The organism is Mitsuaria sp. CC2, from assembly GCF_048957715.1.
Lineage (GTDB): Bacteria > Pseudomonadota > Gammaproteobacteria > Burkholderiales > Burkholderiaceae_C > Roseateles.
On record NZ_JARVXN010000033.1, the window covers coordinates 15,440 to 32,910 of the forward strand.

14 protein-coding genes are annotated in these 17,471 nt (G+C 68.7%); 6 read left to right on the plus strand and 8 right to left on the minus strand.

Annotated features, from left to right (window positions below):
* Positions 1 to 41: 41 nt before the first annotated feature.
* Positions 42 to 1,205 carry a glycosyl hydrolase gene (locus PV762_RS21505; protein WP_421037040.1) on the plus strand — a complete coding sequence of 388 codons (1,164 nt, stop codon included), beginning with the start codon at positions 42 to 44 and terminating at the stop codon, positions 1,203 to 1,205.
* A 49-nt stretch (positions 1,206 to 1,254) separates the two neighbouring features.
* On the opposite strand, the gene PV762_RS21510 is transcribed toward PV762_RS21505, so the two are convergent.
* Positions 1,255 to 1,653, minus strand: a complete 399-nt coding sequence (locus PV762_RS21510) for a hypothetical protein (protein WP_421037041.1) — start codon at positions 1,651 to 1,653, stop codon at positions 1,255 to 1,257.
* Between the two features lie 247 nt (positions 1,654 to 1,900).
* Here PV762_RS21510 and PV762_RS21515 point away from each other — a divergent pair, with 247 nt between their 5' ends.
* Entirely contained in the window at positions 1,901 to 2,857 is a 957-nt protein-coding gene (locus PV762_RS21515) for a Crp/Fnr family transcriptional regulator (RefSeq protein WP_421037042.1), read from the plus strand.
* Between the two features lie 76 nt (positions 2,858 to 2,933).
* On the opposite strand, the gene PV762_RS21520 is transcribed toward PV762_RS21515, so the two are convergent.
* The 6 genes from PV762_RS21520 to PV762_RS21545 form a co-directional block, all read right to left on the minus strand.
* Positions 2,934 to 5,060 carry a GAF domain-containing protein gene (locus PV762_RS21520; protein WP_421037043.1) on the minus strand — a complete coding sequence of 709 codons (2,127 nt, stop codon included), beginning with the start codon at positions 5,058 to 5,060 and terminating at the stop codon, positions 2,934 to 2,936.
* An 8-nt stretch (positions 5,061 to 5,068) separates the two neighbouring features.
* Complete coding sequence (locus PV762_RS21525; protein WP_421037044.1) at positions 5,069 to 5,857, minus strand: response regulator; 789 nt, start codon at positions 5,855 to 5,857, stop codon at positions 5,069 to 5,071.
* 9 nt (positions 5,858 to 5,866) lie between these two features.
* Entirely contained in the window at positions 5,867 to 7,471 is a 1,605-nt protein-coding gene (locus PV762_RS21530; protein WP_421037045.1) for a hybrid sensor histidine kinase/response regulator, read from the minus strand.
* 5 nt (positions 7,472 to 7,476) lie between these two features.
* Entirely contained in the window at positions 7,477 to 8,154 is a 678-nt protein-coding gene (locus PV762_RS21535; protein WP_421037046.1) for an MEDS domain-containing protein, read from the minus strand.
* 130 nt (positions 8,155 to 8,284) lie between these two features.
* Entirely contained in the window at positions 8,285 to 9,412 is a 1,128-nt protein-coding gene (locus tag PV762_RS21540) for a hypothetical protein (RefSeq protein WP_421037047.1), read from the minus strand.
* Between the two features lie 286 nt (positions 9,413 to 9,698).
* Positions 9,699 to 10,058 (minus strand): four-helix bundle copper-binding protein, encoded by a 360-nt coding sequence (locus PV762_RS21545; protein WP_421037048.1) that lies wholly within the window; start codon positions 10,056 to 10,058, stop codon positions 9,699 to 9,701.
* Positions 10,059 to 10,485: 427 nt separating this feature from the next.
* Here PV762_RS21545 and PV762_RS21550 point away from each other — a divergent pair, with 427 nt between their 5' ends.
* The 4 genes from PV762_RS21550 (at position 10,486) to PV762_RS21565 (ending at position 15,793) form a co-directional block, all read left to right on the plus strand.
* Positions 10,486 to 11,622 carry a TolC family protein gene (locus PV762_RS21550; RefSeq protein WP_421037049.1) on the plus strand — a complete coding sequence of 379 codons (1,137 nt, stop codon included), beginning with the start codon at positions 10,486 to 10,488 and terminating at the stop codon, positions 11,620 to 11,622.
* A 61-nt stretch (positions 11,623 to 11,683) separates the two neighbouring features.
* The gene (locus tag PV762_RS21555) at positions 11,684 to 13,828 is read left to right on the plus strand and encodes an ATP-binding cassette domain-containing protein (protein ID WP_421037050.1); all 2,145 of its coding nucleotides are present in this window, start codon (positions 11,684 to 11,686) and stop codon (positions 13,826 to 13,828) included.
* A 40-nt stretch (positions 13,829 to 13,868) separates the two neighbouring features.
* On the plus strand, positions 13,869 to 15,023 hold the full coding sequence (locus tag PV762_RS21560) for an HlyD family type I secretion periplasmic adaptor subunit (RefSeq protein ID WP_421037051.1): 1,155 nt from the start codon (positions 13,869 to 13,871) through the stop codon (positions 15,021 to 15,023).
* Positions 15,024 to 15,127: 104 nt separating this feature from the next.
* Positions 15,128 to 15,793: a response regulator gene (locus tag PV762_RS21565; protein ID WP_421037052.1), complete on the plus strand. Its 666-nt coding sequence runs from the start codon at positions 15,128 to 15,130 to the stop codon at positions 15,791 to 15,793.
* 146 nt (positions 15,794 to 15,939) lie between these two features.
* Here PV762_RS21565 and PV762_RS21570 read toward each other — a convergent pair whose 3' ends face one another.
* On the minus strand, positions 15,940 to 17,130 hold the full coding sequence (locus PV762_RS21570; protein WP_421037053.1) for an EAL domain-containing protein: 1,191 nt from the start codon (positions 17,128 to 17,130) through the stop codon (positions 15,940 to 15,942).
* Between the last annotated feature and the right edge of the window lie 341 nt (positions 17,131 to 17,471).

The following is a 17,471-nucleotide window of genomic DNA, read 5'->3' on the forward strand; positions in this document are numbered from 1 at the left end:
CGTGGGGGACAGGCGATCCAACGCTGCAAGAGCTCTCCCCCATGAATCACCCGGCTGACTCCCCCCTCTCCGCGCCGACGACGGCGTTGGTCGCGCCGTCCGCGCCCACGCTCGTCGCCCCGTTGCCGCCCGGCGTCGATCGCCGTCGCCTGCTGACGCTGGCTGGCGCGAGCGCGCTGCTGTCCGCCTGCGGCGGTGGCGGCAGCGGCGGAGAGTCGCCGGCGACACCGGCGGCACCGTCCCCTGGATCGCCGCCGGCCTCCCCGCCGCCGTCGGGATCCCCGCCCGCCTCGCCGCCGCCCCCGGCCGCACCGCCGCCGTCGGGATCGCCTCCCGCTTCGCCGCCCCCTCCAGCCGCGCCTCCGCCATCGGGTTCGCCGCCGGCATCGCCCCCGCCGCCCCCGCCGCCCCCGCCATCCCCGGCGCCCGCCCCCACGGTCAAGCGCGGGGTCGCCTACGACCTCAAGGACGCGGCCGACTTCACCGCGCTGTCCGGCGGCAGCGTCGGCTGGTGGGACAACTGGGCGCTCCAGCCGGCGTCAAGCGTGCAGTCGCAGCCGTCGATCGCCGGCGCGCTGGAACACGTGCCGATGCTGTGGAATTTCAACTTCAACACGACGCAGGTCGTGGCGGCGTTGAAGGCGCGTCCGACGGTGAAGTACCTCCTGGTACTCAACGAACCCAACCTGACCGACCAGGCCAACCTCTCGCCCGCCGACGCCGCAGCGCAATGGCCGCGTTACGAGGACGTCGCACGCCAGACCGGCGTGAAGATCGTGGGCCCGGCGATCACCTGGGGCACGATGGCCAACTTCAGCGACCCCGTCGTGTGGATGGATGCGTTCATCGCCGCCTATCGCGCCGCCAACGGCGGTCGCGACCCGCAGATCGATGCGCTGGCCTTCCACTGGTACGACTACGGCCTCAAGGACCAGCTGGACCGGCTCACAAAGTACGGCAAGCCGTTCTGGGTCACCGAGATGGCCAACTGGCATAACGGCGCCGGGCCGCACATCGACACCTCGGACAAGCAGAAGGCCCAGATGGCCGACATGGTCGCCGTCTGCGAAAACCGCAGCGACGTGGAACGTTACGCCTGGTTCACCGGTCGTTGGAACAACGACGTGCACTTCACCAGCCTGTTCGGCAACACCGGCGTGCTGACGCCGGTCGGCCAGCAGTACAAGACGCTGCCGAAGGCTTGAGTCCTCCGCTCGGGGCGGCTCGACGCAATTCAACGCGATTCAACGCGACTCAGCGCAGCGCGGCCAGCAGCGCCGCCTGCAAGAGGCGGCGGCGCTCCGCCGCCTCGATGCCGCGCCCGACGGCGGGCGCGTGCATCGCCTGTACCGTCTGCACATCCAGGACCGGCACCACGGCGGCCGCCGCCAAGCGGCGCATCACCGCCGGCGGCAACCCGTCGCACGCGATCGCGCCATACAGGTGACCGAGCAGGCCCGCCATCTCTTCCAGCGCGGCGCCGTCCTCCAGCACCCGGACCGCATCCAGCACCGTGACCTGCGCGCCGAGTTCCACGGCCGCCTGCTTGAGCAGCGTCGGTCCCGGCGCGGCCTCATCCCCGCACACCATCCCCAGACGCAGGCCCAGCAAGGGCTGAGGCGTCATACGCAGATGCGGGTCGGCTGGGGGCATGTTCGGAACGAACGACGAGAGAAGCGAGGTGTGCAGCCTAGTCAGCTTCCGGAAGAAGGGGTTGATCGATGTCAACGAGCACGACGGCCAGCACTCGCGGGCGTCCTCCGCCTGTCCGGGCTCGGCAGGTCGTTACCGAACCGTCACCGAGGGTTCACCGACTGTTGCTGATCGATGTCAAGGATTGACTCCGTGTTTGCGGGCGATTCCTAGCATCACCAGCAATCCCTTCAACCACGAGACCATCATGCACAGCGCCATCGCCCTCGCCTCCCCTCCGAGCGACCTTCCCCGCGACCGCCTGCGCGATGTCCCGGCCAGCCGGCCCCGCCAGGCGCCCGCGGCGAACTCGGCGAACGCCGTCCCCCGCGACCTCGCCAAGCCGCTGCCGCTCGCCGACACGATCCTCGCGGGCGCCACGCCCGGCCTGATCGCTCCGGACCTCCGCCCGTCGGCGCGCCCGCCGCTGCATCTGTCCGTCGCGGAACCGCAGGTGTTCCCCCGCGATCCGCAGCAGCGCATGCTCGAGGTGATGCGCACCATCCGCGACATCATCCAGCCCGCCGCCAAGGTGGTGCGTGCCGGCGACATGCTCTTCCGCGCGGCCCAGCCCTTCAACACGGTCTACCTGATCAATGCCGGCGCGTTCAAGCTGGTGAGCCGCAGCCTGGACGGCCGCGAGCAGATCGTGAGCCTGAAGTTCCGCGGCGACTGGCTGGGCTTCAGCGGCATCGCGCAGGGCCGTCACCCCTGCGACGCGGTGGCCATGGACACCGGCAACATCTCCATCATTCCCTACGACACGCTGCTGCAGGCCTGCGCGCGTTATCCCGAGATGATGGCCGTGGTCCACGAAGGCATGAGCGCGGAGATCACCCATGAACGCCAGTCGCTGATGTCGGTCTGCACGTTGGCCTCGCTGGCGCGGGTGGCGGAATTCCTCTGCGCCTGGGCGCGCAGCATGCATCAGCGCGGTCTGCGCGCCGATGAACTGACGCTGCGCATGACGCGTGCCGATCTCGGCAACTTCCTGGGCATGACGCTCGAGACGGTCAGCCGCTGCCTGTCCAAGCTGAACCGCGAGGGCCTGATCGTGTTCGGCGAACGCGGCCGGCGCCAGATCTCGATCCCCAACCGGGAAAGGCTCGAACAGTTCGTGATCGGCGGCTCGATGTCGCGCGGGAAGCTGGCCGCGGCGGCGTGAGCCGGCCGACCCATCGACCGAACGATCGACCGACCGATCCGCCTGTCCGCGGCGCCTCGCGGCGCCGGCCCAGGTCTCAGCGCGCCAGCACCTTCCCGATCGCTCGCGCCAGCGCGGCCCGCTCGTAGGGCTTGGGCAGCAGGTCCCAGCCCAAGGCGCTCCCCGGCCCCGAAGCCAGCAGTTCCGCGGAGAATCCCGACATCAGCAGCACGGCGATCTCCGGCCAGGTCTGGCGGACGCGCGTCGCCAGTTCGGTGCCGCGCATGCCGGCCCCGAGCGCGATGTCGCTCAACAACAGATGCGGCAGAGGACCGCCGGCGGCGGGCTCGCCCGGATCGACGGGGTCGGTCAGTGCGCTCAGGTAGCGGAGGGCCTCCTCGGCATTGGCGCAGGCCGTGACGCTGCACTGCAGATCGTTCAGATACCGGCGCGCGACCGCGCGCACCTCGGCGTCATCTTCCACCAACAGCACCCGCAGGCCCGGCGGCACCGCCGCGGACGCTGCCTCGTGCTCGGCCGCCTCGCGGGGCGTGACCGGCGGTTGCGGCAGGATCAGCGACAGCGTCGTGCCATGACCCGGCGCGCTGTCGATGCCGATCGCCCCGAGCGACTGGCGCGCGAAGCCGTAGACCGTGCTCAGGCCGAGACCGGTGCCCCGGCCGGCCTGCTTGGTCGTGAAGAACGGCTCGAACGCGCGCTCCTTGACCTCCTCCGGCATCCCCGTACCGCTGTCCGACACCGCGATGCGGACATAACGCATCAAGCCGTCGCCGGCCCCTGCCGGCGTCGGCGCGTCCTCGTCCTCTTCCAGCTCGCGACGCAGTGCGGGCGGGATGGCCGCCAGAGGCTCGGCCTCGAAGACCAGGTCGCCCCCGTCGGGCATCGCGTCGCGGGCATTGATCGCGATGTTGAGCAGCGCGGATTCCAACTGCGCCGGATCGGCTTGCACGTCGGGACAGTCCGGAGCCACCTCGATGCGGATGCGGATGCGCTGGTCGAGCGTGCGGCGCAGCATGTCCGCCAGCGAGCGGATCATCGCGCCGACGTCGACGCTGGTCGGCTGCAGACGCTGACGGCGAGAGAACGCCAGCAGCTTGCCGGTCAGTTCCGCGCCGCGTCGCGACGCCCGTGTGGCCGCCGCGACCAGTTGCGGCGCGAAGCCGTCGTCGGTCACCGCGGGCAGCTCGGCCAGCACCTGCAGATTGCCCTGGATGACCGTCAGCAGATTGTTGAAATCGTGGGCGATGCCGCCCGTCAGTTGGCCGACGGCCTCCAGCCGCTGCGAGTGATGCAGCGCCTCCTCGGTCTGCGCCCGCTGCAGGCAGGTGCCCAGCAGGTTGGCCACCGATTCCAGGAAACGGACCTCCGCCTCGCCGAAGCGCCGCGGCTGGCGCGAACGCACGGCCAGGGTGCCCACGGCCCGTCCCCGGTCGGACAGCGGGACCGCCAGCGATGACACCAGCCCCGCCTGCCGATACGCCCCGGGCACGGCGAAGCGTCGTTCGCTGCCGTAATCCTCCACCACGACCGGTCCGCCCTGCGCCAGCACGAACCCCTGCGGCGTGTCGGGGCGGTTGGGCACCAGGAAGCCGGGCCCTTCCTCTGCCAGCAGCCCGATGCCGCCTGCGACGCGCAAGGCGGTCCGTCCCGGTTCGAGCAGGAACACCACCGCCACGTCCGCCTCCAGCGCCTGCGCCGCGATCGCCGGCACCTGGCGCAACACCTCCCGCGGGTCGAGCGAGTCCACGGCAACCTTGCCGAGTTGTGCCAGGTGCTCGCTGTAGCGCGCCCGTTGCAGCGCCTGGCGCACCCGCGGGTACTCCGCGACGCTGCGGATCGAGGCCATGGTGTACGGCAGCCCCAGCGGCTGCAGCGGGCTCAAGGCGATCTCCACGAGCACCTCGGACCCGTCACGGCGACGCGCGACCAGCTCGGTGGCGGTGCCGCCCATCGGCCGGGCGCGCGGTGCCCCCTCGTAGGCCCGCCGGTACGCGGCATGTCCGGGGCGGATGCTGTCGGGCACCAGCATCTCGACCGAGGCCCCGATCAGTTCCTCGTTGGGATATCCCAGCAGGAGGCTCGCCGTCGGATTCGCAAGCCGGATCAGGCCCTGGTCGTCCACCAGCAGCAGTCCATCCGGCGATGCGGCGAACAACGCGCGGAACACGGCGGATTCATCGACAACAGACGAACGCTCGCTCATGGCGACGCTCAGATCGAGCGCGTCGAGGTGACCCTCGGCGCGAACAGGTAGCCGGCACCCCGCACCGACTTGATCCACTGGCCTTCGCCGGAATCCGCGCCGAGCTTCCGACGCAGCCGCCCGACCTGCACGTCGATCGTGCGGTCGAATGGCCCGGACTCGCGTCCCCGGGTCTGCTCCAGCAGAAAGTCGCGCGACAGCACGCGGCCCGGATGCAGCAGGAAGATGTGCAGCAGGTCGAACTCGCCGGTCGTCAATGCGGCTTCCTCGCCGTCCGGCCCGGTCACGCGACGGGCGGGCACGTCGACGGTCCAGCCTTCGAAATGCAGCAGCGGATGAGCCGACGCGTCGACTACCAGCGACTGTGCCGGCGGCGGCGCCGGCACGGGCGCCAGGCGACGCAGGACGGCCTTGGCGCGGGCGACGAGTTCGCGCAGGTCGAAGGGCTTGGTGACGTAGTCGTCCGCGCCGACCTCCAGTCCGACGACCTTGTCCACCGCATCGCCGCGTCCGGTGACGATCACCAGGCCGCAGCGCCAGTGCTCGCGCAGTTGACGTGCGATCACGAAGCCGTCCTCGCCCGGCAACCCCAGGTCCAGGAGCACCAGATCGGGCGTGTCCGCCACCATCAGGTCCATCAGCGCGCGGCCGGTGTGGAGCTGGGTGGTGCGAAAGCCGTGCGAGCCGAGGTAGCCGGCCAGCAGCTGGGTGATGTCCGGCTCGTCGTCGAGGATGGCCACATGCGCCGGCGCGGGGGCCGGGGCGGGCGAGGAGAGGAGTAGATCGGGCGCGCTCATGAGCCTCGATTAGAGCGCGTCCGCGCGGATCAGCCGCTCCAGGGTGCGCGTCAGGCGATCCAGATCGATCGGCTTGACCATGTGTTCGTCGAAGCCGCTGCTCAGCGCCTTGTCGCGGTCGGACGCCTGACCGTAGCCGGTCAGGGCGATCAGGCGCGGCGCGGCCTCGCCGAGTTCGCGGTGGATCAGCGTCGCCAGCTGGTAGCCGTCGATGACCGGCATCCCGATGTCGAGCACCGCGGCATCGAAGCGCGACGCGCGCACGCGCTCCAGCGCCTCCTGCGGCAGCGTGGTCGTCACGACGTCGTAGCCGGCGTATCGCAGCGCCATGCCCAGCGTCTCGGCGGCGTCGCGGTTGTCGTCGACCACCAGCACCCGGCCCTGCACAGGCGGCAGCGTGTCCAGCGCCTCCGTGGCCGGTCCCGGCAGGGGCGGCACGGCGTGGATCTCCGCCGGCAGCGTCACGCGGAAGGTCGCGCCCTGCCCCGGACCGGCGCTGTGCACCGCCACCTGGCCGTGATGCATCTCGACCAGCTGCTTGACGATCGCCAGCCCGATGCCGAGGCCGCCCTTGGAGCGGTCCAGCGTCGTCGAGCCCTGCTCGAACAGCTCGAACACGCGCGGCAGCATGTCCGCGTCGATGCCCGCGCCGTTGTCCTGCACCTCGATCACCAGCGCATCGCCGACGGCCCGTGCCGCCACGCGGATCTCGCCGTTCGTCGGCGTGTACTTGGCGGCGTTGCTCAGCAGGTTGACGACGACCTGACGCAGCCGGGCCCGGTCGCCCATCAGGCGCAGCTCCGGCCCGACCTCGCAGGCGACCCGCAGCAGGTGATTGCGCTCCTCGAGCAGCGGGCTCACGCCCTCGATCGCATCGGTCAGCAGGAAAGGCACGTCCACGGGCTCGCGCGAGAGCTCGATCTTCCCGCGCGTGATGCGGGTGATGTCGAGCAGGTCGTCCACCAGCTTGGAGAGATGGCCCACCTGCCGCTCGATGATTTCATGCTCACGCGAGAGCTGGCCCGTCTGCAACCGGATCAGGTGGAGCGCCGTGGAGATCGGCGCCAGCGGGTTGCGCAGCTCGTGCCCGAGCATGGCGAGGAATTCGTCCTTCGCGCTCGCGGCGCGCTCGCGCTCGTGGTCCAGCCGGGCCGCATGCAGCCCCGTCGATGCCAGCGTCGCGGCCGCGCGCATGAAAGCGCTCTGATGGGGCGACGGGAAATCGGGCCGGGAGGAGCCGAACCACAGGCTACCGGCCCGCCCCGCCGGCCCCAGGTACAGCCGCACCACGCGCAGGGTGCCCAACGGCGATTCCAGCGCCGTCGCGCTGTCGGCGGTGTCGGGCATCTGCCGGCAGGCGACGATGAAATCGGTCCAGGCGTCCTGCGAGACGCGCACGCCCCCGAGCTGGAGGACCGTCGCCGGCGCGGCGTCCGGCACCAGCGGCGCATGCAGCAGGCAGACCGCCGTGCCGACGATGCGGTTCACCGCCTCGGTGGTCAGCTGGAGCACGGTGGCGGCGTCGCGCCCCACCCACAGGGCCGGCAGCGCGAGCAGGCCCATCAGGTCGCGCAGCGCCTGATCGGCCGCGGACGGTTCTCTTTCTCGGGACATCGTGGTCATTCAGTCCGCCGGTGAGGTCCCGGCATGGGGAGCGCCACCGGAGCGGACCGTCCCCGGCGCCTGGCCGTGGCACGGCGCGCGGACAGCTCGCGCAACATCTCGGCCGGCGGCGTGAAGAACGGATTCTCTCGCAGCACGCCGCCGATCATCGTCAGCGGATGCGTCCGCAGCAGATCCATCATCGTGGCGCCGTCGAGCGGCGCGAGGTCGTAGACGCAGATCGCCAGGCGGCGGTTCGTGTCCAGCACGCCGTTCAGGCGGGCCTCGTACGACAGCAGGTCCAGCCGGTCCATCCCTTGCCGCAGCGCCCATCCCATCTGCGCCATGACGCGGACACCGGCGAAGCCGTCCGGCTGGTGGTCCACATGGTCGCCCACATGGCGGCCGGACGCCGCCGTCGCCTGCGCCATGGCCGCGAGCAACGTGTCGACATCCACGCCCTCGGCGCCCGCCGGCCACGTCTGCAAGGCCAGTTGGCGGCGGTGCTCGCAGGCCACCACGTCGATACCGGCGCCGATCAGTCTCGCCCGATGTTCGTCCAGGCAGCCCGGCTCGATCAGGTGCAGGTTGCGTTCATTATTCTGTTCAGCCTCGCGATAGAACGGCGCCAGCACCTGGCACGCATCCTCACGGCTGTCGACGAAGGCGCAGATATGGAAATGACGGGTGATCACTGCTCTCTCGCTCCGCCCGCGGCGCCTGGGCCGACGGACGTCCTCCATCCCGAGTTGCATCGGCCAGTCGACTGGCTCTTGAGAATCGATGCGTGGATGTTAGCCGTGAAGGCCGAGGGCGAGGAGCAGCTCACACGGGATGATTCACCGTCTTGAGATAGTGACGCGCGCTGCACAAGCGCCTTTGGAAGTGCCAGAGGGCCATGTCGACCGCTTCGGGGCGCTGCCCGCCGACGCCGATCAGGTGCTGGCGGTACCGCAGGGTCTGCTGGCGCACGGATCGCACCCAATCGGCGCCTTGGGCATGGCACGCGGCACTGCGCAGCAACTGCAACCAGCCCCCCAGCACATTGACACCGAGCGCCACCATCAGGCCCGCGAGCTGCTCCGGTGCGCCCGCGGCTTGTGGCGCGTACCGCTCATGGAGCAACAGCAGCCGCATCATCAGCGCGGGATCCTTCGCCGCCGCCTCGGCCACCGCCTGGGGCGAGGCGCGATCGCGCAGCAGCCGCTGCAACTGGACGAGCACCTGCGCGTCGCAGCCCGGCAGTGTCAGCAGGGGCCGGGTCACGAGCGACGAGACGAACAGCCCCTGGAACTGCGTCACGCCCAGCTTGCAGAGCCGCCGGTGGGCGTCCATCGAGTCAACGCGTTTGCCGATGACCGCCAGATGACGTTCCGCCGCCTTGGCGGCCAGGGGCGCCAGTTGATCGGGTGGCGCGGATGCATCCAGCTTGATGTAGTCCGAATAGGGAGCGAAGTGCCAGCGCGGGTCCGATGGGTCGCGCAAGCCATCGATGCAGAAGCGCTGCCCGCGAGCATGCAGGCGGGCGACGCGCATCAGTAAGCGCGCATCGGCGGCGACGGCGCTGGTCAGATTGATCACACCGATCCGCGCGGTCAGCACGTCGGCGACTGGGCCCATCAACGCCGATTCCCCCAGGTCCAGGAACAATGATCCGGACGTCGCAAAGCCTGCGACCGAGGCATCCAGCAGCGCGTGACTCAACGCCTTCGCCGGGAGGGATGCGTCCGACGTCGACGCGTGAGGCCAGGGCGAGTCATCGTCTGACACGCTGAGGTCGTGTCCGAAGACCCGGCCGTCCTCGCCGACGATTTCCTGGTAGTCGAAGCAGGCGAAGGGATTGTCGGCCGCGACATCCTCCGGCTCGGCCAGGCTGGCGAACCAGGCATCGCGCGCGGGTTTGGGCAGCGTCGGCCGCGATGGGTCAAATGGAATGGTGTCCGGGAACGTCATGATGGGATTCCTGTTCAGAACACCGTCTCAGTGCCTGGCGACTTGACCGGACGTTTCCACCCATTTGATCGGATCGCGATTTATTTCACACGGCAACAGCTTTCAAACCGGGACCGTGAAACGATGTACGCCGTCGAGAGATATCCAGAAATATCGAGAAACTCGTCGAGGCGCACACCTTTCCGACGCCGTGCGGTGTGCTCTTCATCAGAATAGCGGTAAACATGCGGGCCGGCAGAACAGTTGTCGGCAAACGGATGCCGGCAAACGGGTGTGCGCCAAGGGTTCACGCGGAGGCGTCCAGCCTGTGGCGCTCACCCGCATGCACATCGCACGCCGCCGCGCAAGCCCTGCAGGCCTGGGCACAACGTCTGCAATGCGCATGCTGATGCTTGTCGCACTCCTCGGCGCAGGCCCGGCACAGATGGGCGCACAAGGCGCAGAAGTCGCCGTGATGCGCGGACTCCCGGGAAAGCACACCAAGGGTCGTCTCGCAGAGGGCGGCGCAGTCCAGATTCAGCAGCGCGCAGGCCTCCATCAGGCGATCACCGGAGCGGATGCAGGCGTTGGCGCACTGACTCGTCGCGAGCAAGGCTTCCGCGCAAGCCTTCATGCAAGGTTCAAGGTCTTCGGTCGGCGTCGTCATGGCTGGTCCTTGTGGAGAGAGGGACCTCCCTTCTGGCAACGGTCATTCCCCACGGCATGACTAGCAGACATTTGCTAGTTTCTTTGTGCAAACAACCCATCAATGACTGTCGACGCCGAGAGGCTGACAAATAGATGTCATTGTGAGAGGACTGGACTGGAAACGAAACTGCGCAGCATTGTGAAACAGCCCGCGGGGGTTTCTCTTGAACTGCCGTCCCATTCTCCAGATCCACTCGCCAGCGAATATTCATACTGCCAGCCGATGGCAATATCTGTTCGCTTCTCTGGCATTGATCGCCCTTCCCGCCCGCGCGGAGCGTGAAATCCCCATGCCAGCGGACGCCACAACGGCCATCCCTGTCCGATCCGTCGGCGCGTCCCACGCGGCGCCGGCCTCCCCCGATGGCGATCGCTGGGGAACGGCCATGGCCGACTTCCTCGGCGGCGCCTTGTCGGCCGATCCGTCGATCGAACGCGCCAGGGCCTCGATCGCTGCCGCGGAGGACGGCGTCACCGCCGCGAAGTGGCAGTTCGGCCCGTCGCCTAGCTTCTCGCGTCAACTGGCCGCGGGGACCAAGCGGTATGTCAACGTCCTGAGCCTCCAGCAGCCGATCTACACGGGGGGCTTGCTGACCGCCAGCCTCAACTCGGCCAGGACCGCATTGCGCAGCAGCGAAATGGAACTGCGTGCCGCCCAGCTCCAGTTGAAATTGCGCATCGTGCAGACCTGGTCCGACTGGGCCAAGGTTCGCGGGCGCATCGACAGCCTGGAGGCCTTGCACGCGGAGCACCAACAACTGCTGGACATGATCCGCCGCCGCAACCAGGCCGGCGTCGCCACCAATGCCGACGCCGCGCTGGCCGCATCCCGGCTCAGCGCCGTGCAGGCCGAACTGGCACAGGCACGGCTCGAGGAGGCGCTGCAGCGCGACCGGCTGCAGCGTCTGGCACGCCGTCCGGTCGACGACCCCCTGCGCTCGGTGCTCGATGGCGAGCTCCCGCCACCGCCGACCTTGAACCAGGTGCTCGACCGCATCCAGCTGTCGCCCGAGATGGCGATGGCCCGCGCCAACGTCGATCTGTCGCGCGATGAACTGGCCAAGGCCAAGGCTGCCCTGATGCCGACGGTGAGCCTGCGCCTGGACCGCCAGAGCGGCGCCTACAAGGACGACCACATCGGCTTCGTGTTCCAGGCCGGACTGCCTGGCGGTCTGGGGGCGCTGGCGGGCGTGAACGCGGCCCGCTCCCGCATCGCCGCGGCGGAGGCCGCCGTCGCCTCGACCGAGCAGGACCAGCTCAGCAACTATCAGCTGGAGTTCACCCGGTATGCCGCCGCGGTCGCCTCATTGCGCAACGCCGCGCTGACGACCGCGACCAGCGACGAGGTCCTGGCCTCGTATCGACGCCAGTTCGAGGCCGGCAAGCGTGCCTGGCTGGACCTGTTGAACATGGTCCGGGAAGCCCACGCCACGCGGCAATCCCAGCGTGACGCCGCCATCGACGAGCGCACCGGGATGTACCGACTGAAGCTCCTGCTCGACGACGCCCCGACCCCTGGCTGAACGTGCTCCCCTTGTTTCCGCACGTCCTCCTCCCGCACTGCGCCACTCCGAGATCACCGTCATGACATGGAATCCCTTCAAGCGCCCTGCCGCCTCGCCCACACCGCCTTCGGCCGCCCTCGCGACCGCCCTGGCGCACTGGATGCGGCTGAAGGGGCATCCCGTTCCCGTCGACCTGGTGCGCCAGCGTCAAATGGCACTGGCGCTGCCAGGCGAGGACCTTTCCACGGCGCGACGGCTGGCCGGTGCGATCGATGAACGCTCACGATTCATCCTGCTGGACGCTCCGCAACTCGCCGCGCTGCCGCTGCTGTGCCACCACGCCGAGCACGGCTGGCAGGTGATCACCGCGCGGACGCCCGAAGGGCTCTGGACCTGCGTGGGCAGCGACCACGTCCGTCGCCACCTCGTACTGGACGATCAGGCCTGCCTGCATGCGGCCATGGACGGCCAACTCGAGCCGGCGGCGGCTCGCAGCGCGCGCGGGATGATGCTGTCGCAGATCCGCGGCCAATGGCCGATCTTCCTGGAAGCGGCGGGACTGTCGCTGGTGCTGTCGACGATCGGCATCGCCATCTCCTTCTTCTCGATGCAGGTCTACGACCGCGTCATCCCCAGCCAGGGGCACCAGACGCTCTGGGTGCTCACGCTGGGCGTGGCGTTGGCGGTGGTGATCGAGTTCCTGCTCAAGCTCGCCCGCGCGGCCTTGCTCGAACCCCAGTTGAAGCAGTTGGACGTCGGGATCTCCCGGGCCTTGATGGCGCGGCTGAACGCGGTCCGGATGGACCAGCGACCCGGCTCGGTCGGCACGCTGGCGTCGCAGGTGCAGAGTTTCGAATCGATCCGCGGCATCCTGTCTGCCAGCACCCTGTTCCTGCTGTTCGACATGCCGATGGCGCTGATCTTCGCGCTGGTGATCGCGGCGATCGGCGGATTCTGGATGGCGCTGCCGGCGGTGGTGCTGTTCTGCGTGACCGTCCTGACCGGGCTGCTGCGCGCCCGTCGCATCGCGCGGCTGACCGCGAGCACTCAGTCGGGAGCGAATGCCAAGACCGGGTTGCTGGTCGAAACCATCGAGGGAACCGAGGCCATCAAGGGGCTCGGCGCGACCTGGCGTTTCGAGGCCCGGTGGGCCGCGCTGTGCGAAGTGAACGCGGCCCAGAGTCTCGCGCTGAAGCACGAGAGCGACACCACCTCCTACCTGTCCGCCGCGCTGCAGCAGGCGAGCTACATCTCGCTGATCTGCGTCGGCGCGGTGCTGGCGATCGACGGACACCTGACGCAGGGCGCCATCGTGGCGTGCTCGATCCTGTCGGGTCGCGTGCTGTCGCCGCTGGCATCCATCCCGCCGCTGCTGGTGCAATTGGGCAGCGCGCGCGCGTCCATGAAGGCATTGGATGCGATCTTCAAGCTGCAGGTGGACAACGAAGGCATCGATCGAGCGATCGTGCCCCAGGCCATGCACGGCGACCTGCGCTTCGAAGACGTCGAATTCGCCTACCCCGGCCAGAAGGAGCCGCTGCGCATCGGCAACCTGCACTTCCGGCCCGGCGAGAAGGTCGCGATCCTGGGCACCATCGGCGCCGGCAAGAGCACCCTGCTGTCGCTCGCCTGCGGGCTGACCAAACCGACGCGCGGCACGGTATACCTGGACGGCGTCGACCAGCAGCAGATCCATGCGGGATGGCGCGCGACCCAGTTGGGCTACGGCCCCCAGCACGCCTGGCTGTTCGCCGGCACCTTGCGCGACAACCTGCTGTTCGGATTGCCTGACGTCAGCGACGACCTGCTGGTTGCCGCCTGCCAGCGGACGGGGCTGTGGGCCATGGTCGCGCAGCATCCTCTCGGCCTGGATCGCAAGCTCTCCGAAGGCGGACGCGGTCTGTCCGGCGGACAGCGGCAACTCGTGGCGCTGACGCGCCTCGTCCTGGCCGATCGCGCCGTGTGGCTGCTCGATGAGCCGACCTCGGGCATGGACGACGGCCTGGAGCAGGCGACCGTGCGGCTGATGCGGCAGATGCTCAAGCCCGAGGCGACGCTGCTGCTGGTGACCCATCGTCTGTCGATGCTGGCGCTGGTCGATCGCGTGATCGTGCTGGCGCCCCAAGGCGTCCTGGCCGACGGCCCCCGCGACGAGGTGCTGGCGCGGCTGCAGGGCCGACCGGCCCCGGCTCCCGCTCTCGGATCCCCCGCCCCGGTCGTCTGAGCCCAACTCGTTCCAGGACTTCCGACATCAGGAGATTCCCATGACAATCAAGACAAGTCTTCACGAGGGCCCGGCGCGGGTGCGCTGGACCGTACTCGCCACGGTGGCGGCGCTGGGTGCCGGTTTGTGGTGGGCCTCCCAGGCGCAGCTCGAGCAGGTCACTCGCGCCGCGGGCAAGGTCATGGCATCCTCTCGCACACAAGTGATCCAGGCGCCTGATGGAGGTGTGGTGGAAAAGCTGTTCGTGCACGAGGGGGATGCCGTCCGCAAGGGCGACCTGCTGGCCCAGCTGGACAACACCAAGGCCAGCGCGGCGCTGGCCGATTCCAGCGAGAAGGCTGATGCCCTGAACGCCTCGCTGGCACGCCTGCGTGCCGAGACGCTGGGGACGCCCTACCGACCCGCCGGCACCGGCTCGTTCAACGAGTTGCAACGCCAGCTCTACGAACGGCGCAGGACGGCGCTGCAGGAGGAACTTGCGGTCCTGTCCACCTCCGCGGAGCTCGCCCGCCGCGAGGTCGAGCTCAATGAACCGCTGTACAAGGCCGGCGATATCAGTGCGGCCGAGTTCCTTCGACTCCAGCGGACCGCGAACGAGGCAGCCGGGCAGGTCACGACCCGACGCAACCGATTCCTGCAGGATTCGCAGGCCGAGCTGGCCAAGACCGAGGAAGAACTCGCCAGCGTGCAGCAGATGCTGAACGACCGGCGCGGCAATCTCGAGCACACGCAATTGCGCGCACCCGTCGACGGCGTCGTCAACCTGATCACGTTGACCACAGAGGGTGCGGTGCTGCGTCCCGGCGACGAGATCATGCAGCTGCTGCCCACCGGCGACGACCTGATCATCGAAGCGCGGCTGCGCGCTGGCGACATCGGATTCATCCGCCGCGGCATGCCGGCGGTGGTCAAAGTGGACGCCTTCGACTACAGCATCTACGGCGCGCTCGACGGCAGCGTGACCTACGTCAGCCCCGACGCGCTGACGGAACGTACGCCACAGGGCGAGCAGGCCTACTACCGCACCCATATCCGCATCAGCGGCAAGCGCTTCAAGGGTGAGAAAGCGGATCGCATCGTGATCCAGCCCGGGATGACGGCCACTGCGGAAATCATCACCGGACGTCACACCGTGCTGGACTACCTGCTCAAGCCGGTGAAGAAGACGGTCTCGGAATCACTCGGCGAGCGCTGACGCCGCGACGACCGCACGACGCCTGCGCAAGCCCCACTCACTTCACGTCATCCACCTTCATCGGCCACCATCAACAACAACTCCGAACTACAGGGGAACATCACATGATCACCGTGACCATCATCGAAGACGACGCCACCGTCCTGCAACGCCTGATCGACGTCGTGTCGGCCAGCAGTGCCTGCCAGATCGTCGGCATCGGTCGCAATCGCGGCGAATCGGTGTCCGCGATCCTCGCCAACCGCGCGGACATCTACCTGGTCGACCTGGGCCTGCCCGACGTGGACGGCATCGACCTGATCAAGCTGATCAACGAGAAGTGCCCCGATGCGCACAGCATCGTGATCAGCACCTTCGGCGACGCGAAGCACGTGATGCGCAGCCTGCGCTCGGGCGCTGCGGGCTACCTGCTGAAGGAGGAGATCCAGCCCAGCCTGATCGACAAGATCATTGCCACGCACAACGGCCATGCGCCGTTGAGTCCCGCGGTGTCGCGGCTGGTGCTCGACAAGCTGGAAAGTCTCGAGACCGGCGTGAAACCCAAGGTGGACAAGGCGCAGAAGCTCAAGGAACTCGGTCTGGGCCAACGCGAATGGAGCGTGCTGAACTTGCTGATCGAGGGTCTGCCGATCGTCGACATCGGCAGCCGCCTGTCGATTTCCCGCTTCACCGTGAACCAGCACCTGCGCTCGATCTATCGCAAGCTGAACGTCAACTCCCGTGCCATGGCCACCAGCGTGGCCCGGCTGCATGGATTGATCGACGAATGAGCCCGCGGACGACACCCGTCGTCCACCCGTCCAAGACAGAAGCCGCCCTCGGGCGGCTCTGTCGTTCATGGTCGCGGTTCCGGTTGCCCTCGCGGATCCGGACCAGGAGGCAGTCCGGCGGCGCTCAAGCTGCGGTCAAGCAGTGCTCAAGCAGCGATCCTGCCCGGGCCGCTGGCCGATCCCGCATCGCCGCTCGTCGTGGCACGACGCTCGGGGCACTGGCAGGCGGCTACAGGTCTTGCGGACAAGCGCATGCGCACCAATTGCTTGCAGAGCACGAAAGACGCCTGTTCGAGGTCCCCAGAGGTGCCCACCCGTCCCTCGCGACGCAGCCGCAGGCGGCCATCCGCAAGTTCGCCGCGCAGCAGCCGCGCCAATTCACGGTCCCTCCCGTGCACGGCGGCGATGTTGAACACCCCCAGCCAGGCGATCAGGACCGCACGCGGCAGCGATTCCAGGACATCGGCCAGCGTCTGTGCCGTCGCCACGCACTGCGGCGCGTGAATGGCCTGCACCCCCAGCAATCGCGCGACGAGGGCGGGATGACGCCCCGCGAGCAACGCCAGGGACGACGCGGCGACGCCGGCGCGGGCCAGCAAGAACATCTTCCCGGCCAGCCCCGCGTCGCACCCGGGCAGCGCGTGCACGGCGACGGTGGACGGCCTGGCAATGTCATAACCCTGGAAGTAATCTGCGCCGGCGCGGCGTGCGCGGCGCAAGGCTTCCTCGTCCTCGATCTTCTCGGCGATCACCGCCAATCCCAGTTCATGCGCCTGGCGCACCAGCGCCGGCAGCTGATCGGAATCAATGCCGACGACATCGATCTTGGCGAACTGCACCCAGGGGGCCAGCGCCCAGCGGGGATCGTCCGCGCTCACGATGTCGTCCAGCGCGAAGCGGTAGCCGCGCCCGTGGAGATCGCGGATGCGCTGCACGAGCAACGCGTCGACCTCCACGGTCTCCAGCAGCTCGATCACACCGATGTCCGGCGTCAGGGCCTCGGCGATCGGACTCAACAGGGTGCGACGATCCATGTTGACCAGCAGGTCGCCGAGGGGGTGCTCCGCGGCCGGCGCGCCGGTCAGCAGGGCGCCGTCGATCAGCGCGTTCGACAGCGCGGCGGCGGTGGCGTAAGCCCCCAGTTCGGGACCGACGGCGGCGTCGCTGGCATTCCAGCGGAACAGCAGTTCGGTGGCCACCACCCGGCCGGTCCTGTCGATGATCGGTTGGGTCGCGTAGCGCAGATGGGAGCCGAGATGCTCGTTCTCCCAGCGCGGCGTGGCGGAGGATTCGGCACCGCTGACGGGGGTGGAACCGGGTTCGGGCGAACGGGACATGGGCACTCCGCAAAGCGGTTGGCGACGAAGGCTTCATGCTATGAACCATGCTCCTCGCACTGAATAACAAGCACTTGTCATCCCACACCCGGAAATAACAGTTATCTGTGGGAGCACTGACTGCAACACGGGGCGAACGCGGCAGGTGCCGCGCTTGCCCTCCTGCGGCACGTCGGACGCGCAGGCGCATCGGAACCCGATCGGAACTCCGGTACGACGCGCGGGCAACTCATCCAGCGGCCCCGGAACTGCGCCGCCGCCACGCGGGATACTGTCTCGCGCCGGCAGCGGTACAGCCGCGCGGTTCGCTGGGTTTTCTTACCCGTATCACAAGGAGAAGC